The organism is Rhodococcus sp. USK13, from assembly GCF_018343855.1.
GTDB classification, from domain to species: Bacteria; Actinomycetota; Actinomycetes; order Mycobacteriales; family Mycobacteriaceae; genus Rhodococcus_F; species Rhodococcus_F oxybenzonivorans.
Genome location: NZ_CP069242.1, coordinates 6813083 through 6833726, shown reverse-complemented (window position 1 = coordinate 6833726; position 20644 = coordinate 6813083). Strand labels below are relative to the sequence as shown.

The following is a 20644-nucleotide window of genomic DNA, read 5'->3' as shown; positions in this document are numbered from 1 at the left end:
TCGCTACTTCCCTCGTCGTCAATCCTCAGAATTCAACTGCCGCAGATAGTCCCGAGGCTGCCCGAAGAGCTGGGCGCTGCCGTGGGCGCGTTTGAAGTAGAGCTGGGCGTCGTGCTCCCAGGTGATCGCGATGCCCCCGTGGAGTTGGATGGCCTCGGCTGCCACCGACTGCAGCGCCTCGGAGCAGTACACCTTGGCGATGACGGCGTCCTCGTGCGTGCCCGACAGCGCCGCGGCGTACGACATCGACCGGGCCGTCTCGACCAACGCGTACATGTCGGCCATGCGGTGCTTGAGCGCCTGGAACGACCCGATGGCCCGCCCGAACTGCTTGCGCGACTTCGTGTATTCGACCGTCTGTTCCAACACCGCGGACGCCGCGCCGACTTGTTCCGCCGACAGGGCGATCAACGCGACGGTACGGATGCTGTCGACGAGGTCGGGTGACGACACCAGCCGGCGTGCGGCCACGTCGTCGAAGGTCACCTCGGCCAGGGTCCGCGTCGGATCCATCGTGGGTACCCGTCGTCGGGTCACACCGTCCGCCGTCGCCGAAACTTCGAACAGGCCGTCGTCCGTGAGGACGAGCAGCACGTCGGCGACGTCGCCGCCGAGGACGTACTGCGCCGTACCCGAGAGGGTCTCGCCCGCCGCGGTGACCCCGAAACGGAACCAGCCTTCGGAACCTGCCCAGCACAATGCAGCCACCGAACCCGCGGCAACAGCCGGGAGTAGCCGGCCGCAGGCATCGTCGTCGCCCGACAGCAGTAGGGTCTGCGCGGCGAGGACGGCACTGCCCAGCATCGGTGACGGTGTGAGCGTCCGCCCCAGTTCTTCCTGCACCACATGCACTTCGAGCAGGGAGGCGCCGACGCCGTCGTACTTCTCCGGGATGGCCAGTGCCGCGACGCCGATCTGCTCGCACAGCCGTGCCCAGAGGGCCTCGTCGTAGCCGTGCTCGGTAGTGATAGCGCGGCGGACGGCGGCTGAGTCGGAATGCTTGGACAGCAGGTTGCGTACGGATGCCCGGAGGTCGGCCCGCTCGTCGTTGTCGAAGCTCATGACGCACCCACGAGGGAATCGACTACGCGACCGCGGTGGAACGATGGTGTGCCCCAAGCGGTGACGAGTGCCCGGACTTTGGTAAGCCACAGCGACAGATCGTGTTCCTGGGTATAGCCGATGGCGCCGTGCACCTGCAGCGCCACGCGCGCCGCCCGGTAGGCGGCGTCACCGCAGGCCACCTTGGCGGCGGAGACGTCGCGAGGGGCGTCGAGGGAGCCGTCCCGAACCGACAGCGCCGCGCCGTGCAGCAGCGGCCGGGACATCTCCAGCCCGACGGCCACTTCCGCGAGGTGATGTTTGATGGCCTGGAACTGCCCGATCACCTTGCCGAACTGCTTGCGCTGCTTGGCGTAATCGGTGGTCATCTCGAGCAGGGTGTGTCCGAGTCCCTGCAGCTGCGCCGCGGTTGCGAGCGCGCCCAGATCGAAGGCGGGCACAAACTCGACCGCGCCCAGGCGTTGTCCGGCGGTCACGGGAAAGAGGCGGCGGGACTGGTCGACAGAGTCCTGCACCACTCCCGGATCACCGAGGTGAAGTGACGCGTCCTCGACGAGGAGCACGAGATCCGCGGTGTCCGCATCGACGGCGAACGGCACGTGTGGGGGAGAGGCCACGGTAGCCAGAGAGCCTTCGGCGAGGGCGGACAGGCGCCCGGTTGCGGCCTGTGCGAGTAATTGCGGTGCCACAGCGATGGTCTCGGCCACCGGGCCGGGCACGGCGTGGCGCCCCAGCTGCTCCACGGCGACGACGAGATCGACGGCGTCTGCGCCCAGACCGTCGTGCTCCTCACCGATCAGCAACCCGTTGATCCCGATCTCGGCCAGACGCTGCCACACCTTCCGGCCGGGTTCCGTGTCACCGCGGTTCCAGGATCGGATCACCGCCGGCATATCTGACTTCGACAGCAGCGCATCGATACTGGATGCGAAGTCCTGCTGGGAGGAGTCGAGCGCGAATCTCATTTATCCGCCTTGGGTAGGCCGAGCAGCCGCTCGGCGATCACGTTCTTCTGAATTTCGTTGGTGCCGGCGTAGATCGGACCCGACAGGGAGAACAGGTAACCGTCCATCCAGTTGTCGGCGAGCTCGGCCGAGGCCCCCTGCAGTTCGAGGGCGGTCTCGTGGGTGGCGATGTCCCACTCCGACCAGAACACCTTGTTGATCGACGACTCGGCGCCCAGTTGCCCGCCTTCGGCGAGACGAGTCACCGTGCCGAAGGTGTTGAGCTGATAGGCGCGGGCCCCGATCCAGGCGTCCGCGACGCGGTTACGCAACGCTGTGTCGTCGGTGCGGCCGGTCGACTCGAACAGCTCGATCAGCCGGTCGACGGTGGCAAGGAACCGGCCGGGGCTGCGCAGGGACAGACCGCGCTCGTTGGACGCGGTGCTCATCGCGACGCGCCAGCCCTCGTTGACGCCGCCGATCACGCCCGACTCGCCCGGGTGGGCCGGGTCGTCGGGGACGAAGACGTCCTCGAGGAAGATCTCGGCGAAACCGGGTTCGCCGTCGAGCTGGTCGATCGGGCGCACGGTGACACCCGGGGAGCGGAGGTCGAACATGAAGTAGGTGATGCCCTTGTGCCGCTGCGCGTGGGGGTCGGACCGGAACAGACCGAACCCCCAGTCCGCGAAGGTGGCTCGGGAACTCCACGTCTTCTGTCCGTTCAGCACCCAGCCGCCGTCGACGCGGCGAGCGGTGGAACGCAGTGAGGCGAGGTCACTGCCCGACTCCGGTTCCGACCAGGCCTGGGCCCAGATGTCGTCGGCCCGGGCCATGCGCGGCATGATGCGTGCCAGCTGCTCCGCGTTGGCATGCTCGAACAGCGTGGGCGCCAACAGGAAGATGCCGTTCTGGCTGACCCGCCCGGGCGCGCCGGAGCGGTAGTACTCCTCCTCGAAGACCACCCACTCCAGCAGTGAGGCGTCGCGGCCGCCGAGCTCTTCCGGCCACGACACCACAGACAGGCGGGCGTCGGCGAGCGTGCGTTCCCACTGCCGATGAGCCTCGAATCCCTCGGCCGTGTCCATCGACGGCAGGGGGCGCGACGGCACGTTGTCCTTCAGGAACGCTCGTACCTCGTCGCGGAACGCGAGAGTGGTGTCGTCGTACTCCAGATCCACTTACTTGGCCCCGTTCTCCGAGTTACGTGCGCTTTCCGCCATCGACTTGGCGTTCATTCCGCCGAGCGGATCCGTGTCGATCTCGGCATTGTGCGCGTGCGCGAAATGGTGCAATCCGAAGACGGAGTCCATGCCGTTCCGCATGCCCATCTGGTCCTCGCACTGGTTGACGGCCTTCTTCGTGAGCGCGAGCCCGAATCGCGGCATGGCAGCGATCCGTCCGGCGATCGCGAGGGTTTCCTTCTCGAGGTCCTCTCGCGGAACCACGCGGTTGATCATGCCGACCTCGTAGGCGCGTTGTGCGGGGAATCGGTCACCGGTGTAGAGGATTTCCTTCGCGAACCGCGGATTCATCATCCACGGATGGGCGAAGTACTCGACACCGGGAATGCCCATACGTACGACCGGATCGGAGAAGAACGCGTCTTCGGACGCCACGATCAAGTCACACACCCACGCCAGCATCAGACCGCCCGCGATGCAGGCCCCCTGCACCATCGCGATGGTCGGTTTCGGGATCTCGCGCCAACGGCGGCACATCCCGAGATAGACCTCCATCTCCCGGGCGAACCGCTGGTCGCCACCCGGCCTGTCGACGTGGTCCCACCACATCACGGCCTTGTTGTCGTAGTGGACGTGATGGTCGCGACCCGGTGTGCCGATGTCGTGTCCGGCGCTGAAGTGTTTTCCGTTGCCGGCGAGGACGATCACCTTCACCTCGTCGTCCTCGACTGCCCGCTCGAACGCGGCATCGAGTGCGTACGTCATCACCGAGTTCTGGGCGTTCCGGTAATCGGGACGGTTGAGCGTCACGAATGCCACACCGTCGCGCACGTCGTAGGTGACGACGTCACCCTCGTCGGGGACCGTCATGATGATTTCTCCTCACGCAAGATGTTCTTCATTACTTTCCCGGACGGGTTCCGGGGCAGGGAGTCGACGAATCGCACGGTGCGGGGGACCTTGAATCCCGCGAGGTGCTTCTTGCCGAAGGCGATCACGTCGTCCTCGGTCAGGGAGGTGCCCGGTTTCGTCACGACGTACGCCCGGCCGACCTCGCCCATGCGCTCGTCCGGTACACCGATGACGGCGGATTCGGCCACGCCGTCCAGGCGCGCCAGAGCGTTCTCCACCTCGGCCGGGTACACGTTGAAGCCGCCCGAGATGTACATGTCCTTCAGGCGGTCGGTGATGTCCAGGTACCCGCGTTCGTCGAGAACCCCGACGTCACCGGTGTGCAACCAGCCGTCCGGCTCGATGGTGCGGGACGTTGCCTCGGGGTCGTCGAGATAGCCGAGCATGACGTTCTCCCCGCGCACCAGAATTTCGCCGCGCTCGCCGATCCGCACCTCCATACCGGGTATGGCCCGACCGGACGTGGTCGAGACGGTCACGGGATCGTCGTCGGTGCGGCACATGGTGATCACCACCGCCTCGGTCTGGCCGTACGCCGTAAGGACTGCTTCGAAGCTCAACTCGGACTGCATGCGTTCGACGAGCGCCACCGGGACCGCTGCCGCGCCCGTCACCGCGATGCGCAGGCTCGACAGGTCGTAGCGGGAGCGGTCGGGGTGGTCGAGGATCGACTGGAAGATCGTGGGGGCACCGGGCAACACGGTGATGTGTTCGTCGTGCACGGTTGCCATCACCTTGGGCACGTCGAACACGGCCATCGGCACGACGGTCGCCCCGGTGAGGAGGCAGACGAGCATGCCCGCCTTGTATCCGAACGTGTGGAAGAACGGGTTGATGACGAGGTAGTTGTCGTCGGCGGTCACCTCGGCACAGTCGGCCCAGGCCCGCGCGATCCCCACCACCTGCCGGTGTGCGCTCAGCACACCTTTGCTCCGTCCCGTGGTCCCGGACGTGAACATCACATCCGCGATGTCCTCGGCGTCGACGGCCCGGGCCCGCCTGTCTGCCGCCGCCCGGGTGTCGTCCGTGGCGAGGGCGAGGAAGTCGTCGAAGTCGAGGACTCCGGGTCTTTCGAGGTCGCCTCCGTCGACGGGCACGCGGACCACGGTCGGCAGGTCGAGGGTGCTCGACTCGTCTCGCAGGGTCGCGTACCGGTCGGTGCCGAGGAACATGCCTGCGACCACCAGCGCGGCGGACTTCGTGCGCTCCACGATGTCGAGGGCCTCGGTCGCGGTGTAGCGGGTGTTGATCGGGACCAGCGTCGCCCCCGCGTAGTGCACCCCCAGTGCCGCGATCACCCAGTGAAACGTATTGGGAGACCAGATCGCGACGTGCTCACCTGGCTGTACGCCGCGGGCGCAGAGCGCTGCGGCGAAATCGCGGACACGGTCGTGGAGCTGTGTGAAGGTCAGACGGACGTCGCCGTCCGCCACGGCTTCGCGTTCGCCGAAGTCGTGTGCGGCCGCGATCACGGCGGCCGGAGTGGTTGTCGGTTGTGCGGTCACTTCGCTCCCTACCTACCTAGCAAGTGCTTGGTAGGTTATCTTACAGACGTGGACCAGAGCGAGAGCCCGGACGGGCTGATCACCGACGACGACTTCGCCCAGACCGTGAGAACCTGGCTGGCGGAGAACCTGACCGGCGACTTCACACGCCTCGAGGGCAAGGGTGGGCCCGGCAGCGAGCACGAGTTCTTCGAAGAACGACTCGCCTGGGACCGCCACCTCGCGGCCGCTGGGTGGACCTGCCTCGGCTGGCCTGCGGAGTACGGGGGCCGCGGGGCCACCCTGGCCCAGCAGGTGACGTTCCACCAGGAGTACGCGAAGTCGGGGGCCCCGGCGAGGGTCAGTCATGTGGGCGAGGAACTGCTCGGGCCGACGCTGATCGCGTTCGGCACCGAGGAGCAGAAGCGTCGTTTCCTCCCCGGGATCAAGACGGTCACCGAACTGTGGGCGCAGGGATACTCCGAGCCGGGCGCCGGATCCGACCTCGCCAACGTCGCGACGACGGCCCGGCTCGAGGGCGGCAGGTGGGTGATCAACGGGCAGAAGGTGTGGACCTCGCTCGCTCACGTGGCGCAGTGGGCGTTCGTGCTGTGCCGCACCGAGCCGGGCTCGAAGCGCCACCACGGACTCAGCTTCCTCCTCGTCCCCCTCGATCAGCCAGGCGTCACCGTGCGCCCGATTCAGCAGCTCACCGGCACGTCCGAGTTCAACGAGGTGTTCTTCGACGACGCCGTGACCGACGCGGATCTCGTGGTGGGCGAACCGGGTGACGGCTGGCGGGTCGCGATGGGCCTGCTCACCTTCGAACGCGGGGTCTCCACCCTCGGCCAGCAGATCGGCTTCGCCCGCGAACTGCAGGGAATCGTCGACCTCGCGCGTGCCAACGGCGCAGCCTCCGATCCGAATATCCGGGAGAAGATTGCGCGGGCGTGGGTCGGGCTCCGGGTCATGCGGGCGCACGCGATGCGCACCCTCGACGCGGTGGACGCCGGCACGTCCGGTCCCGAAGCGTCGGTCGCAAAGTTGTTGTGGGCCAATTGGCATCGCGACCTCGGCCAGTTGGCGATGGACGTGCAGGGTGCGGCATCGCTGCTGGCGCCCGCGGGACCGTCGTCGGACATCACCGACCCCGAACATCTCGAACTGGACGAATGGCAGCGGGTGTTCCTGTTCACCCGCGCCGACACGATCTACGGCGGATCCAACGAGATCCAGCGCAACATCATCTCCGAGCGCGTGCTCGGACTTCCCCGAGAGGCACGACCGTGACTACTGCTCCACTCGCCACCGCGCCCGTCGAGACGCCGGGACACGACCTGCTGAAGGGCAAGAAGGTCGTCGTGACCGCCGCGGCCGGCACCGGCATCGGGTTCGCATCCGCCCGCCGCGCCCTCCTCGAGGGCGCCGACGTGCTGGTGTCCGACTGGCACGAACGCCGGCTGGGCGAGACACAGGAGAAGCTTGCCGCCGAATTTCCCGAACGCACGGTGAAGGCGCTGGCCTGTGACGTGTCGAGCACGGAACAGGTGGACGCGCTGATCTCCGGGGCCGCCGACGTTCTGGGCCGGATCGATGTCCTTGTCAACAACGCCGGGCTCGGCGGTGAGACGCCTCTCGTCGACATGACGGACGAGGAGTGGGACCGCGTCCTCGACATCACTCTGAACGGAACATTCCGGGCCACCCGCGCGGCGCTGCGCTATTTCAAGGGAGTCGAACACAACGGAGTGCTCGTCAACAACGCCTCCGTCCTCGGCTGGCGGGCGCAGCACTCGCAGGCGCACTATGCGGCCGCGAAGGCAGGGGTCATGGCCCTGACCCGGTGCAGCGCCATCGAGGCCGCCGAGTACGGGGTGCGGATCAACGCTGTCGCGCCGTCCATCGCCCGTCATGCCTTCCTCGCCAAGGTCACCAGCGAGGAACTGCTCGACAGGCTGGCGTCGGGGGAGGCGTTCGGACGCGCCGCCGAGGTGTGGGAGATCGCCGCGACCATCGCGATGCTCGCCAGCGACTACACCACATATCTCACCGGTGAGGTCGTGTCGGTGTCGTCGCAGAGGGCGTAGGCGGCTCCGCCGCCCGTGAGTGGTTGACGAGTGCCTGGACTCGTTAACCACTCACAGGGCCGAAGGCCCTAGCAAGCGCTTGGTTGATAGGATGGAATGATGACTGCACCCCGAATCGACGAGACGTCCAAGACCGGACGCCGGGCCGAGCTGCTCGAGATCGCGGCCCAGCTGTTCGCGGAGCGTGGTCTGCGGGCCACCACCGTCCGTGACATCGCCGACGCAGCCGGCATCTTGTCGGGCAGCCTCTACCACCACTTCGACTCCAAGGAGTCGATGGTCGACGAAATACTACGAGGCTTCCTCGACGACCTGTTCGGCAAGTACCGCGAGATCGTGGCGTCCGGGCGCAGTAGCCGCGCGACCCTCGAGGCATTGGTCACCACTTCGTACGAGGCGATCGACACGTCCCATTCCGCGGTGGCGATTTACCAGGACGAGGTCAAGCACCTCGTCTCCAACGAACGCTTTGCCTATCTGGCGGAACTGAACACCGAATTCCGCGAGCTGTGGGTCGGTGTGCTCGAGGCCGGTGTGCGGGACGGCAGCTTCCGCCCCGACATCGACGTCGAGCTCGCCTTCCGCTTCATGCGCGACACCGCCTGGGTCGCCGTGCGCTGGTACCGGCCCGGCGGCTCCCTGACCGTCGACACGGTCGCCAAGCAGTACCTCTCGATCGTCCTCGACGGACTCGCGAGCCCCAGAACCATCTGACTAGGAGTTCTCCATGACCGAGGCATACATCGTCGACGCCGTCCGGACCCCGATCGGCAAGAAGAACGGTGGCCTGTCAGGCGTGCACCCCGCAGACCTGGGTGCACACGTCATCAAGGCGATCGTCAACCGCACCGGCATCGACCCTGCCGGCGTCGACGACGTCGTCTTCGGGTGCGTTGACGCGATCGGCGGCCAGGCGGGCAACATCGCACGGACAGCGTGGCTGGCGGCCGGATATCCGGAGGAGGTTCCGGGTGTGACCGTCGACCGTCAGTGCGGGTCGAGTCAGCAGGCCGTGCACTTCGGCGCACAGGCGATCCTCAGCGGCACCGCCGACCTCATTCTCGCCGGCGGCGTGCAGAACATGAGCCAGATCCCGATCGCGTCGGCGATGATGGTGGGGCAGCAGTACGGATTCGACACCCCGTTCGGTGGGTCGACGGGGTGGGTGGAGCGCTACGGCGACCAGGAGGTGTCGCAGTTCCGCGGCGCGGAGTTGATTGCGGACAAGTGGGACATCAGCCGGGAGGAACTCGAGCGCTGGGCGTTGCAGAGCCACGAGCGCGCGCGGACGGCGATTGCGGAGGGCCGCTTCGACCGCGAGATCGTCCCGTTCGGGGAGGTGACGACGGACGAGGGTCCGCGTGAGACGAGCCTCGAGAAGATGGCGTCGTTGAAGACGCTCACCGAGGGTGGCCGGTTGACGGCCGCAGTCGCGAGTCAGATCTCCGACGGCGCGAGCGCGGTGCTCCTCGCGTCCGCTGAGGCCGTCGAGCGATACGGATTGACCCCACGTGCGCGCATCCATCACCTCAGTGCCCGCGGCGCGGACCCGATCTTCATGTTGAGTGCGCCGATTCCGGCTACGCGCTATGCGTTGGAAAAGACCGGCCTGAGTATTGGCGACATCGACCTCGTCGAAATCAACGAGGCCTTCGCCCCGGTGGTGCTCGCGTGGATCAAGGAAATTGGTGCCGACCCGGCGAAGGTCAACGTGAACGGCGGCGCGATCGCCCTGGGACATCCGCTGGGCGCGACCGGCACCAAACTGATGGCAACACTGCTCAACGAACTCGAGCGCACCGGCGGCCGGTACGGTCTGCAGACCATCTGCGAGGGCGGCGGCACCGCCAACGCCACCATCATCGAACGACTGTGAGTACTTATTAACCTCCCATGGTTAAGAAGTACTCACGGGCGCGAAGCGCTACGCTCGAGGGACAGGTGACGAGTCCGTAAGCGGGGTCGTGATGCACGAACTGGCAATCACCCAGAGCGTCGTCGATGCCGTCTGCGAGAAAGCCGCCGGACGGACCGTTCACAGTGTCCGGGTTCAGGTGGGCGCCCTGACCGCGGTGGTCGCCGATTCGATGCAGTTCTGTTTCGAGTTGGTCACGGAAGGGACTGTGGCGCATGGTGCCCGACTCGACATCGACCACTCCCCGGGCAGCGCGCAGTGCCGCGAGTGCGGCACCACGTTCTCGCTCACCGACCTGGTGTTGCTGTGTCCGTGTGGGAGTGCCGATGTCGAGGTCACCTCGGGCCGGGAATTACGAATTCTCTCGATGGAAGTGAGCTGAGGCGTATGTGTGCCACCTGCGGATGCGGCGACGACACCGGTACCAGGGTCAGCCGCCCCCACACCCATCAGCATCCGCACGACCACGACCACGAGCACCCGCACGACCACGACCACGAGCACCCGCACGACCACGAGCACGAGCACCCGCACGACCACGACCACGAGCACCCGCACGACCACGAGCACGAGCACCAGACGGTCACCCTCGAGCAGAAGGTGCTGGCCAAGAACGACCTGACGGCGGAGCGTAACCGGGCCTGGCTGGCGGAACGGGGCGTGCTCGCGCTGAACATGATGAGTTCCCCCGGGTCCGGGAAGACCACCTTGCTCGAGCGGACCATCGCCGACATCGGCGGACACCGTCCGGTCTCGGTGATCGAGGGAGATCAGGAGACGATGCTCGACGCCAACCGGATCGAGGCGACGGGCTGCGCTGTCGTGCAGGTGAACACGGGGGCGGGGTGTCACCTGGACGCGGAGATGATGCGCGATGCGCTGACGGCGCTCGATCCCGGCCCGAACTCGTTGTTGTTCATCGAGAACGTGGGAAACCTGGTGTGCCCGGCGCTGTTCGACCTCGGGGAGCGGTCCCGGGTGGTGGTGATCTCCGTGACCGAGGGCACCGACAAGCCGCTGAAATATCCGCACATGTTCGCTGCGGCGAATCTGGTGGTGGTCAACAAGTCGGACCTGTTGCCGTACGTCGACTTCGACGTGGATCTCTGCACGAAGTACGCCCGGTCCGTGAACCCCCATCTCGAGGCGATCACCTTGTCCGCGACCACGGGGCAGGGCATGCAGCAGTGGTACGACTGGATCGCGGCGCAGTAACGGTCATGGCTGAACTGGCCCGATGTGCCTGAGGGCCGTTGACACGCGAACGCCGTAAGGAGCTAAATAGGGAATAGCGTCACACAGGTGGGCCGACGGTCGACCCCGGTGGCGACAGGAGCCGTGTTCGGTTCCGGAAAGCGACCTGCTATGCCGACACAGGAAGCAATCAAAGCCGAGGAAACCCTGATCCACGTGCTGTGGATCAACGCGGGGCTCAGCTGCGACGGGGATTCGGTGGCCTTGACCGCTGCCACTCAGCCCAGTGTCGAGGAAATCGCTCTCGGCGCTCTGCCGGGCCTGCCGAAGGTGGCCGTGCACTGGCCGCTGATCGACTTCGAATGTGGGCCCGAGGGTGGCGCCGACGACTTCATCGAGTGGTTCTGGAAGGCCGACCGCGGCGAATTGGAACCTTTCGTACTGGTCGTCGAGGGTTCGATCCCCAATGAGCAACTTCACGACGAGGGGTACTGGTGCGGTTTCGGCAACAACCCGGAGACCGGTCAGCCCGTCACGACGAGTGAGTGGCTCGACAGGCTGGCTCCCAAAGCGACGGCAATCGTGGCTGCCGGTACGTGCGCGACGTACGGCGGTATCCACGCGATGGCCGGCAACCCGACGGGAGCGATGGGCGTCCCCGATTACCTCGGCTGGGATTGGAAATCGAAGGCGGGCATTCCGATCGTGTGTGTACCGGGTTGCCCGATCCAGCCGGACAATCTGTCCGAGACGTTGACCTATCTGCTGTACATGGCCACCGAACAGGCGCCGATGATTCCGCTCGACGACGCGCTGCGTCCGCAGTGGCTGTTCGGGAGCACGGTCCATGAGGGTTGTGACCGGGCCGGGTACTACGAGCAGGGTGACTTCGCCACCGAGTACGGCTCACCCAAGTGCATCGTCAAGCTCGGCTGCTGGGGTCCCGTCGTCAAATGCAACGTCCCCAAGCGCGGATGGATCAACGGTGTGGGCGGTTGCCCGAATGTGGGCGGAATCTGCATCGGTTGCACGATGCCGGGATTCCCGGACAAGTTCATGCCATTCATGGACGAGCCGCCCGGCGGAAGGCTGTCCACGACCGCATCCGGTCTGTACGGCTCCGCGATCCGCAGTCTGCGCAGAATCACCAAGAACACCTTGGACAAAGAGCCGCAGTGGCGTAGCCGCGGCACGAAACTGACCACAGGCGCCACTCGCACCTGGTAGCCCAGCTCGGGCCTCTGAGAGGTACGTCGATGACAACGATCATTCCGGATCCTTCGCACAAGACGGAAACCGATGGCTTGGTGGAGATGGCGTGGGATCCGATCACACGCATCGTCGGCAGCCTGGGTATCTACACGAAGATCGACTTCAAGCAGAAGGAAGTCGTGGAGTGCCACAGCACGTCCTCGATTTTCCGCGGTTACTCGATCTTCATGAAAGGAAAGGATCCGCGCGACGCCCACTTCATCACCAGCCGCATCTGCGGTATCTGCGGTGACAACCACGCCACGTGTTCGTGTTATTGCCAGAACATGGCGTACGGCGTGCAGCCGCCGCATATCGGCGAATGGATCGTCAACCTCGGTGAAGCCGCGGAATACATGTTCGACCACAACATCTTCCAGGAAAATCTGGTCGGTGTGGACTTCTGCGAGAAGATGGTCTCGGAGACGAACCCCGGGGTGCTCGCGCAGGCGGAGAACACTTCGGCGCCGCACGCCGGCGACCACGGTTACCGGACCATCGCCGACATCATGCGATCGCTCAACCCGTTCACCGGCGAGTTCTACCGCGAGGCGCTGCAGGTCAGCCGTTGGACGCGAGAAATGTTCTGCCTCATGGAAGGACGGCACGTCCACCCGTCGACGCTGTATCCGGGAGGTGTGGGCACGTCGGCGACCGTCCAGTTGATGACCGACTACATGTCCCGCCTGATGCGCTACGTCGAATTCATGAAGAAGGTCGTCCCCATGCACGACGATCTGTTCGACTTCTTCTACGAGGCCATCCCGGGATATGAGAACGTCGGACTCCGTCGCACTCTGCTCGGCTGCTGGGGCTCGTTCCAGGATCCGGCTGTGTGCAACTTCGAGTACAAGGACATGGAGAACTGGGGCCGGTCCATGTTCGTCACTCCGGGTGTCGTGGTGGACGGCAAACTGGTGACGACCTCCCTCGTGGACATCAACCTCGGTATCCGCATCCTTCTGGGCAGCTCGTACTACGACGACTGGACCGACCAGGAGATGTTCGTCGAGAAGGACCCGCTGGGTAACACGGTCGATCGCCGGCATCCCTGGAATCAGCACACCAACCCGCATCCGCAGAAGCGGGACATGGACGAGAAGTACAGCTGGGTGATGTCGCCGCGATGGTACGACGGCAAGGACTATCTCGCCCTCGACACCGGTGGTGGTCCGCTCGCCCGACTCTGGAGTACGGCTCTCGCGCAGTTGGTGGATATCGGTTACGTGCAGTCGACGGGCCACAGCGTGAAGATCAACCTGCCGAAGACGGCGCTGAAGGGTCCGGTCGAGCTGGAGTGGAACATTCCGCGGCACGGCAGTAACACCCTCGAACGCAATCGTGCGAGGACCTACTTCCAGGCGTACGCGGCGGCGTGTGCCCTGCATTTCGCCGAGAAGGCGCTGGCCGAGATCCGGGCCGGGCACACCAAGACGTGGGAGAAGTTCGACGTCCCCGACGAGGGAATCGGATGTGGCTTCACGGAGGCTGTGCGCGGAGTTCTGTCGCACCACATGGTAATTCGGGACGGTAAGATCGCGAACTACCATCCGTACCCCCCGACACCGTGGAACGCGAATCCTCGGGACAGTTACGGAACACCGGGCCCCTACGAGGATGCGGTGCAGAAGTCGCCCATCTTCGAGGAGAATGACCGGGACCACTTCAAAGGCATCGACATCATGCGGACCGTCCGCAGTTTCGATCCGTGCCTGCCCTGTGGTGTCCACATGTATCTGGGAGAGGGAAAGACACTGGAGAAGCTGCATTCGCCTACCCAGTCCGTGACCGGCGAGTGACGAGGCAGGCATGGAGGAGGCTGGAGTAGACGGCCCCGATCGCTGGCGGACCGCCGGCGAAAGGATCGACGCCCTCCTGGACGCCAGTTCGGCGGGCGGCGCGGTAGCCCGTGAGCGCGCCGAGCAACTTGTCCGGGAGGTCGTCGAACTGTACGGCGCGGGCCTGGAGCGGGTGCTCGAGATCGTTGGTGAGCAGGATGGCGCATTGGTCGACCGGTTCGCCGCCGACGAACTCGTCGCTAGTTTGCTGTTGGTCAACGGGCTGCATCCCCACGACGTCGAGACGAGGGTGGCCACCGCGCTGGACAGTGTGCGTCCGTATCTGGGTTCACACGGCGGTGACGTCGAATTGCTCGGTGTCACAGACGGAGTGGTGCAACTTCGTCTCACGGGCAGTTGTCAGAGCTGCCCGTCTTCGGCGGTGACCTTGGAACTCGCTGTCAAGGACGCCGTGTATTCCGCCGCACCCGAGACGGTCGACATCGAAGTGGTCGGCGCGAAACCGGAGGCCGGGTCCGGGTTGATCGCCACGGAGTCGTTGTTCTCGCACGTTCATGCTCACGAGTCGGGAACCGGAACGTGGGTATCGGCGCCCGACATCGCGGACCTCGCGTCGGGGGAGGTCGGCGGTTTCTCGCTCGCGGGGTTGCCGGTGCTGGTGTGCCGGATCGGGGAGCAGCTGTTCGCATTCCGTGACCGCTGCGCGGCGTGCACCAACTCGCTGGCCGGGGCTACCCTGCAGCGGCGAGCAGGCGGCAAGGTCGGCGACGCTGTGCTCCGGTGTCCCACGTGCCGCGCGCATTTCGATCCCCGGGGCGCAGGGAAACGGCTCGACGGTGATCCCGAGGCCGAACCGCTGGCTCCACTGCCGGTTCTGGTTCGTGACGGCGTGATCTCCGTGGCGGTACCGGCCGCGGAGGTGGCGTGATGGGTGCGTCCGGAAGAGGATTGAGGATTCTGCAGCGAATCGCCTCTCAACGTCCGCAGACCGTGGAAGGCGAACGGTGCGACATGTGTGCCGTCCCGATCGCCGACGCCCACCAGCACGTAGTGAACGTGTCCGAGAGACACCTGATGTGCGTGTGCCGCGGATGTTATCTGCTGTTCACCGACGATACGGCGGAGCTGCGTTTCCGCGCGGTACCCGACCGCTACCTGTCGTTCCCGAACTTCTCGCTGGCACCGGGGCGCTGGGACGAACTCGAGATTCCCGTAGGGCTCGCGTTCGTGTTCCGGAACTCCGCCCTGGACAGGACGATCGCGTTCTATCCCGGGCCGGCCGGCGCCACCGAGTCGGAACTTCCACTCGCCGCCTGGGACGACGTGCTCGCCGCCAACCCGGCGCTTACCCAGCTGTCGGCCGATACCGAAGCGTTGCTGTTGCGAGTCCCCGAGCACGGCGGCGAGGCCGAGTGTTTTCTCGTCCCGATCGACGCCTGCTACCAATTGGTGGGTGAGCTTCGCCGGCTGTGGCGAGGATTCGACGGTGGCCAGGATGCCCGCCGCGCCATCGACACTTTCTTCGACACGGTACGGTCCCGCAGCCGCGTCGCGAAGGAGCCGTCGTGACGGAGCTGTCGTTCGACGTCGAGGAGGTGTTTCCCGAACCGTATGCCGTCGTCCCCAATCTCACTGCCCGCCTTCGGGTGGCGGAGACGACGGGTGCCGTGGTGCATGCCATGGCCCTCCGGTGTCAAGTGCGGCTCGATCCGCAGCGCCGTCGATACACCGACCAGGAGGCCGAAGGGTTGCTCGACCTGTTCGGTCCGCGTGCGCGGTGGACCGCAACGTTGAAGCCTTTCCAGTGGATGGAGACCAGCACTGTCGCCCAGGGTTTCACCGGGTCGACCGTGGTGGACCTGCCGCTTCCGTGTACCTACGACTTCGAGGTGACGGCGTCGAAATATCTGCACGCACTCGAAGCCGCAGATTCACCGATCCCGTTGATGTTCCTGTTCAGTGGCACCGTCTTCACCCGGGGTGTTGCCGGGTTCGGTGTCGAACGAATTCCCTGGGACAGGGAGGCCACCTACGAACTGCCGGTGACCGTCTGGCGGGACCTGGTGTCGGCGCATTATCCGAACACGGGCTGGCTGCGCCTCGACCAGGACACGCTGGCGGCACTCGCGCGGTACAAATCGTCGCACGGCCTGATCGGATTGGATGTCGCCGTCTCGGATCTGCTGCAGGGAGCCGGGGAGGTGATCGCATGATCTCCCCGGCGTCCCTGCAGCGCGTGCGCGCCGTCGCCGACGCGGTGCTCTACGAGGGCTATTTGCTCTATCCGTATCGTGCGAGCTCGTCGAAGAACCAGTCACGATGGCAGTTCGGTGTCGTGGGGCCACCGGGTGCAGCGGATGCAGGTGTCGGCGAGGAATCGACGATGTCCTGCTCGACGTTGCTGCGGGCGGACGACGACGCAGCGGTCGGCATCACCCTCCGATTCCTGCAGCTGCAGGTGCGGTGCGTCGAACGGGCAATCGATGAGGTGGGCACCGAATTCGCCCGCGTCGACGAATTGGCCGTCGACGGGACCAGCTGGCTCAGCTGGGACGAGGCGGTGGAGCGTGAGTTCGACTTAGGTGCACCGAGTCTCGCCGAATGCGGTGGTGGTCGACGTCTCGACGTCCACATCGACGGGGGTTCCGAGGTGGAGGAGCTGCGGAGAGCAGATGGGTCTCTCGCCGGTCGAGTGGTGCGTACCCGGTGGCCTGCAGACGCCGTCGTGACGGTGGACTGCGAGAACAGTGACGGGTTCACCAGGCTTCGGCTCGAGGTGGAGAACGTCACTGCCGGCGACTCCGGTATGGACCGGGACCGGGCCATCCGGCAGTCGTTGATCGGTGCGCATCTGATCCTCGCGGCAGAGGGCACGGACTTCGTGTCGCTACTCGAGCCACCGGCCGAGGCCGAACACCTGGCGTCCGCGTGCACACAACACCGGTGCTATCCCGTCCTCGCCGGGCTGCCCGGGGAAACCGACCTCGTGCTGGCGTCGCCGATCATCTTGTACGACCACCCGGAGATTGCGGAGCAGAGCGACGGTGCCCTGTTCGATGCCACCGAGATCGACGAAATCCTCACTCTCCGCGTCATGACTCTCACCGAGGACGAGAAGCGTCAGGCTCGGGCCACCGACCCGCTCGCGGCGCGGATCATCGACCGCTGCGACGAGATGTCGCCGTCGACGCTCGCGCAGATGCACGGCATCCTGCGGGATCCACACCTTCCGGACATGGGACTCGTCCCGGAACTGACCGACGACGTCCCGTGGTGGGACCCGGAGGCAGACAACGCGGTCCGGCCCGACGTCGACGGTGTGCTCGTCGACGGCGTGCGGGTCGCCAACGGCAGCGTGGTGCGGCTCCACCCGTCGCGTCGCGCGGACGCCCAGGATTTGTTCTTCGCCGGGCAACTCGCCCGGGTCGTCACCGTCCACGCCGACGTGGACGGTGAGACGCACATCGGCGTCGTGCTGCAGGACGACCCGGCGTCGGACATGCATGAGTGGTACGGACGGTATCTGTACTTCGCCCCCGATGAGGTGGAGCCCATATCGACGGACACCGGAAAGGATGAACAGTCATGAAGGTTCTCGGAGAGGTCACCACGGCGGCGTTGGCGATCCTGGCGGTTGCCGGAGTGGTGGCAGCGGTCGTCTCGCTACCCGACATCAAGCGGTATATGCGTATCCGGCAGATGTGAGTGCTCCATGACGGTGGACAGGCGAGTTCTTGTTGCCGGGGTGGGCAATATCTTTTTCGGAGACGACGGGTTCGGCCCCGAAGTGCTGCGCGCAGTCGCTTCCAGGCGGCTGCCGGCGGGTGTCCGCGCTGTCGATTTCGGCATCCGGGGAACCCATTTGGCCTATGAACTGCTCGATGGGTGGGGTGCGCTACTCCTTGTCGACGCGGTTCCGAACCGAGGTGCCCCCGGCGCGCTGAGTGCCGTCGAAGTGCAGCCCGACTCGCTTCCGGACGCCCCCCTCGACGCGCACAGCATGGACCCCGGCGCTGTCTTCGCCAGCCTGCAGGCGTTGGGCGGCACCCTGCCGCGGACCGTGGTGCTCGGGTGTCAGGTGGAGAACACTGAGGAGGGCATCGGACTGTCGGTACCTGTGCAGGCCGCAGTGGAGCCGGCCGTCGAGGCGGTGCTGGACGTGGTGCAGCAGCTGCTCGACGCCGGTGCCGCTCTGCAAGCGGAGGGGAAGGAGAGCTGAATCATGTGTCTCGGTATTCCCGGCCGCGTGGTGCGCATGCTCGAGGGTTACGGCAACCAGTTGGCCCTCGTCGATGTGGTCGGCGAGGAGCGGCGTGTCAACATCGGCATGCTCGACGAGAACGTGCACCTGGAACCCGGCGACTGGATCGTGATCCACATGGGGTTCGCCATGGAGAAGGTAGACGAAGCCGGTGCCGAGAGGGCGATGGCCGGACTGGAGATGATGGGGCGATCGCGGACTGCGGACGACGACCAGGTGTGAACAGGTCCTCTGGTTCGGTCACATGATCAGTGTCTCGTCGCTGCGCGGGCCCTTCAGGATGACCGGGACTCCCTCGTACGCGTGCAGTGTCACCGGGAAGCTGTGGAGTTCGTCGACGGTCCCGACGAGTTCATCGGTGAAGAGGTTGTACGCGGACGCACCGGCGGGTAGATGCTGCGATTGGACCGTTGCGGTGATTTCCTCGGAGGTGAAATTCAAGACCGTCACCTGGGTGCTCATGTCAGCGAGTTGGTGCACCATGACCAGCAGTCCCTTGTGTGAGACCGTCGGTACATCGATCTGAACGGCTGTCGCAATTCCGAAGCGATTTCGAACCTCGATGATCCGGGACAGCTTGCAGGCGAACGACTCCGGGTTCCGTAACTGCTCGGGCAGGGTGCCGTAGAGGCTGGTGGCCCGCGGAATCCCGGACTCCGATCGAGTGGCCTCCGGGTTGACGCCCATGAGGTCGTGGGCGCCGCGGTTGATCCATCTCGTGTCGCCCTCGCGGACGAGGTCGGCTACGTCGTCGACGGGTACCGGAAGGAGCCCGCACAGATCCCAACCGGACAACGCGAACACCCCGGGCTGAAGGGCGTTGTACATCGCAAGGAGGAGATGCGCGCGTTCGACCATCGCGACGTCGTCGGCCGTCATCCGGTCGAGGTCCCGGATTCCGAGCGTCGCCGTGATGACACTGGCTGTGGTGCAAGCGATTCCGTTGGTGGTGAAGGTGCGGTTGTACGGCGCCCAACGCCCGGTGAGACGTTCGCACAAGTCTTTACGGATGCGGTCACCGAGGTGGGAACCCTTGATCGGCTCGCCGCCGTAGACGAATTCATCGTCCTTGTGGAGGGTGGCGAAGTGCACCAGCTCGAACGTCAATTCGTCGTGGTTCTGCAGAGCATGGACGAGGGATGCGGTATCGACGCCGTGATCGCGCGCCAGATTCATGGTCAAGCGAAGAAATTCGGTGTTGCCCATGACCAGGGCATGGTGATAAGCGGGCCGGTTGATGAAGTCGTACGACAGGTCCGCACCGCTGGTGCCCATCTCCTTGATGTCGTCGATGGTGAGGTTCAACTCCTGGAAGGTGAAGCCGCCCATCTTGCGGACGATGCTCGCGATCAGATGGTTGGCCGCTTCCGACAGTGGATGTCCTTCCGACCACCCCGGTCCTTCCGTTCGCCGTTCGACACCGAGAAAGCCGTTGGCGTCGAGTCGCAGGGCCCCTGCCCCGAGGTCGGCCAGTGAATGGCAGGCGTCTCCGATGACCAGGCGCATACCCGCGAAGGATGGATCGAGCCAGTTGATGGACGGCTGACCCGCCTTGAAATAGTGCAGGTAGACCCAGCGCCGGTCGACGCCGTCTACTCCCGTGACGACGGGGGTGACGCTCCAGTTGGTCTCCTTGACACCGAGTTCGTAGAAGATCACGCGCTGGAGTTGGCCGATGATGTAGCCGGCACGTGCCAACTGGGCCTCGGTCTCGGCGTCGATGTTGACCGAGTCCCTGCCCTCCGGCACGCGGGGGAGTAGGTGCCAGTCCGGGGGTTCGATCTCGATCATGTGGTAGATCCCCGGATAGTCCGCATACGCCATCTCCGCCAGACGGAAATCCGCACCCTTTCCGGTGTGGCCCGGGACGATGTCGTCGATGACGGTGCCGTCATATGCTGCGGCGACGACGCAGAGGCGACGGAACTCTTCCTCGGTGCCGAAGGCGGCGTCGATCTGCATACTGATTCTGTCGAAGTGACCGTCCACCGACGGGGTGGACTGCCAGCCGTTGATGCCGCCGGCCTGCTTGACTGGCCCGGTATGCACTGCGGTCACGCCGATCTGTGAAAAGGCCTGCCACAGGGCCTCGTCGCCGAGTGAGGCCAGGAAACTCGCGCCGGGAGCTGTAATGATCGATATGGGGTATGCGGTGAACCAGACGGGCGCACGCTCGACAGCCGCGCGCGGGTTCGGGTCCGCGTACGGGTTCTGCCACATGCTGCCCTTGCCGGACAGCTGCTCGGCGATCTGGGTTGCGTCATGGAGGATGGACTGCTTGATGAGCCAATCCACATAGGCGGGATTCGACGGGTGCGCGTCACCGGACTGGGTGTCCACCCGTGGGCTACGCCGGACGGACGGACGTAGAGGTCGTGGTCGTGCTGGATAGAACTGCTCGTCGTAACTGACTTCACTGGGCTCGTGATGGACCTCAGGGTTCATGTTCCTCCGTCTGCTTCTCGGTAACCGGGTACCCGTCGATAGTGACGCACAATCGACGTTCGCGGTCCGAGTCACGAATGAGGACGGAAGCCCTGACCCGGTATTGCCT

Annotated in this window: 21 protein-coding genes; 15 read left to right on the top strand and 6 right to left on the bottom strand. The window is 65.5% G+C overall.

What is annotated here, in order from left to right:
- Positions 1 to 18: 18 nt before the first annotated feature.
- The 5 genes from JQT59_RS34150 to fadD3 are packed head-to-tail and all read right to left on the bottom strand — an operon-like array spanning position 19 to position 5604.
- A complete protein-coding gene (locus tag JQT59_RS34150) occupies positions 19 to 1062 on the bottom strand; it encodes an acyl-CoA dehydrogenase family protein (RefSeq protein WP_213573992.1) in 1044 nt (347 codons plus the stop codon).
- Entirely contained in the window at positions 1059 to 2027 is a 969-nt protein-coding gene (locus tag JQT59_RS34145) for an acyl-CoA dehydrogenase family protein (protein ID WP_213573990.1), read from the bottom strand. The genes JQT59_RS34150 and JQT59_RS34145 overlap by 4 nt, the downstream gene beginning before the upstream one ends.
- Positions 2024 to 3184, bottom strand: a complete 1161-nt coding sequence (locus JQT59_RS34140) for an acyl-CoA dehydrogenase family protein (protein WP_213573988.1) — start codon at positions 3182 to 3184, stop codon at positions 2024 to 2026. Before JQT59_RS34140 ends, JQT59_RS34145 begins: the two co-directional genes overlap by 4 nt.
- Positions 3185 to 4057: an enoyl-CoA hydratase gene (locus JQT59_RS34135; RefSeq protein WP_213573986.1), complete on the bottom strand. Its 873-nt coding sequence runs from the start codon at positions 4055 to 4057 to the stop codon at positions 3185 to 3187.
- Positions 4054 to 5604, bottom strand: coding sequence for a 3-[(3aS,4S,7aS)-7a-methyl-1,5-dioxo-octahydro-1H-inden-4-yl]propanoyl:CoA ligase (fadD3, locus tag JQT59_RS34130; protein WP_213573984.1), 1551 nt, complete (start codon positions 5602 to 5604; stop codon positions 4054 to 4056). The genes JQT59_RS34135 and fadD3 overlap by 4 nt, the downstream gene beginning before the upstream one ends.
- Before the next feature lie 48 nt (positions 5605 to 5652).
- On the opposite strand from fadD3, the gene JQT59_RS34125 reads away from it, so the two are divergent.
- From JQT59_RS34125 to JQT59_RS34060, 15 genes are all read left to right on the top strand, one after another.
- The gene (locus JQT59_RS34125; protein WP_213573982.1) at positions 5653 to 6873 is read left to right on the top strand and encodes an acyl-CoA dehydrogenase family protein; all 1221 of its coding nucleotides are present in this window, start codon (positions 5653 to 5655) and stop codon (positions 6871 to 6873) included.
- On the top strand, positions 6870 to 7670 hold the full coding sequence (locus tag JQT59_RS34120) for an SDR family oxidoreductase (RefSeq protein WP_213573981.1): 801 nt from the start codon (positions 6870 to 6872) through the stop codon (positions 7668 to 7670). Before JQT59_RS34125 ends, JQT59_RS34120 begins: the two co-directional genes overlap by 4 nt.
- A gap of 99 nt (positions 7671 to 7769) precedes the next feature.
- Positions 7770 to 8384, top strand: coding sequence for a TetR/AcrR family transcriptional regulator (locus tag JQT59_RS34115; protein ID WP_213578321.1), 615 nt, complete (start codon positions 7770 to 7772; stop codon positions 8382 to 8384).
- Positions 8385 to 8397: 13 nt separating this feature from the next.
- Positions 8398 to 9546, top strand: coding sequence for an acetyl-CoA C-acetyltransferase (locus JQT59_RS34110; protein WP_213573979.1), 1149 nt, complete (start codon positions 8398 to 8400; stop codon positions 9544 to 9546).
- Between the two features lie 91 nt (positions 9547 to 9637).
- Complete coding sequence (gene hypA, locus JQT59_RS34105) at positions 9638 to 9967, top strand: hydrogenase maturation nickel metallochaperone HypA (RefSeq protein WP_109326702.1); 330 nt, start codon at positions 9638 to 9640, stop codon at positions 9965 to 9967.
- A 5-nt stretch (positions 9968 to 9972) separates the two neighbouring features.
- The gene (gene hypB, locus JQT59_RS34100; RefSeq protein WP_213573977.1) at positions 9973 to 10800 is read left to right on the top strand and encodes a hydrogenase nickel incorporation protein HypB; all 828 of its coding nucleotides are present in this window, start codon (positions 9973 to 9975) and stop codon (positions 10798 to 10800) included.
- Positions 10801 to 10950: 150 nt separating this feature from the next.
- Entirely contained in the window at positions 10951 to 12006 is a 1056-nt protein-coding gene (locus JQT59_RS34095; protein WP_213573975.1) for an NADH-quinone oxidoreductase subunit B family protein, read from the top strand.
- Positions 12007 to 12035: 29 nt separating this feature from the next.
- Positions 12036 to 13829, top strand: coding sequence for a nickel-dependent hydrogenase large subunit (locus tag JQT59_RS34090; protein ID WP_213573973.1), 1794 nt, complete (start codon positions 12036 to 12038; stop codon positions 13827 to 13829).
- A gap of 10 nt (positions 13830 to 13839) precedes the next feature.
- A complete protein-coding gene (locus JQT59_RS34085) occupies positions 13840 to 14757 on the top strand; it encodes a NifU-related iron-sulfur-binding protein (RefSeq protein ID WP_213573971.1) in 918 nt (305 codons plus the stop codon).
- Positions 14757 to 15398 carry a DUF5947 family protein gene (locus tag JQT59_RS34080; protein ID WP_213573969.1) on the top strand — a complete coding sequence of 214 codons (642 nt, stop codon included), beginning with the start codon at positions 14757 to 14759 and terminating at the stop codon, positions 15396 to 15398. Before JQT59_RS34085 ends, JQT59_RS34080 begins: the two co-directional genes overlap by 1 nt.
- Positions 15395 to 16042 carry a DUF6084 family protein gene (locus JQT59_RS34075; protein ID WP_213573967.1) on the top strand — a complete coding sequence of 216 codons (648 nt, stop codon included), beginning with the start codon at positions 15395 to 15397 and terminating at the stop codon, positions 16040 to 16042. Before JQT59_RS34080 ends, JQT59_RS34075 begins: the two co-directional genes overlap by 4 nt.
- Positions 16039 to 17418 carry a hypothetical protein gene (locus JQT59_RS34070; RefSeq protein ID WP_213573965.1) on the top strand — a complete coding sequence of 460 codons (1380 nt, stop codon included), beginning with the start codon at positions 16039 to 16041 and terminating at the stop codon, positions 17416 to 17418. The genes JQT59_RS34075 and JQT59_RS34070 overlap by 4 nt, the downstream gene beginning before the upstream one ends.
- On the top strand, positions 17415 to 17534 hold the full coding sequence (locus JQT59_RS38525; protein ID WP_397517656.1) for a DUF6893 family small protein: 120 nt from the start codon (positions 17415 to 17417) through the stop codon (positions 17532 to 17534). The genes JQT59_RS34070 and JQT59_RS38525 overlap by 4 nt, the downstream gene beginning before the upstream one ends.
- A gap of 7 nt (positions 17535 to 17541) precedes the next feature.
- Positions 17542 to 18048 (top strand): hydrogenase maturation protease, encoded by a 507-nt coding sequence (locus JQT59_RS34065; RefSeq protein WP_213573963.1) that lies wholly within the window; start codon positions 17542 to 17544, stop codon positions 18046 to 18048.
- A 3-nt stretch (positions 18049 to 18051) separates the two neighbouring features.
- On the top strand, positions 18052 to 18312 hold the full coding sequence (locus JQT59_RS34060; protein WP_213573961.1) for a HypC/HybG/HupF family hydrogenase formation chaperone: 261 nt from the start codon (positions 18052 to 18054) through the stop codon (positions 18310 to 18312).
- Between the two features lie 18 nt (positions 18313 to 18330).
- Here JQT59_RS34060 and treS read toward each other — a convergent pair whose 3' ends face one another.
- Positions 18331 to 20535: a maltose alpha-D-glucosyltransferase gene (gene treS / locus JQT59_RS34055; protein ID WP_213573959.1), complete on the bottom strand. Its 2205-nt coding sequence runs from the start codon at positions 20533 to 20535 to the stop codon at positions 18331 to 18333.
- Positions 20536 to 20644: the final 109 nt, after the last annotated feature.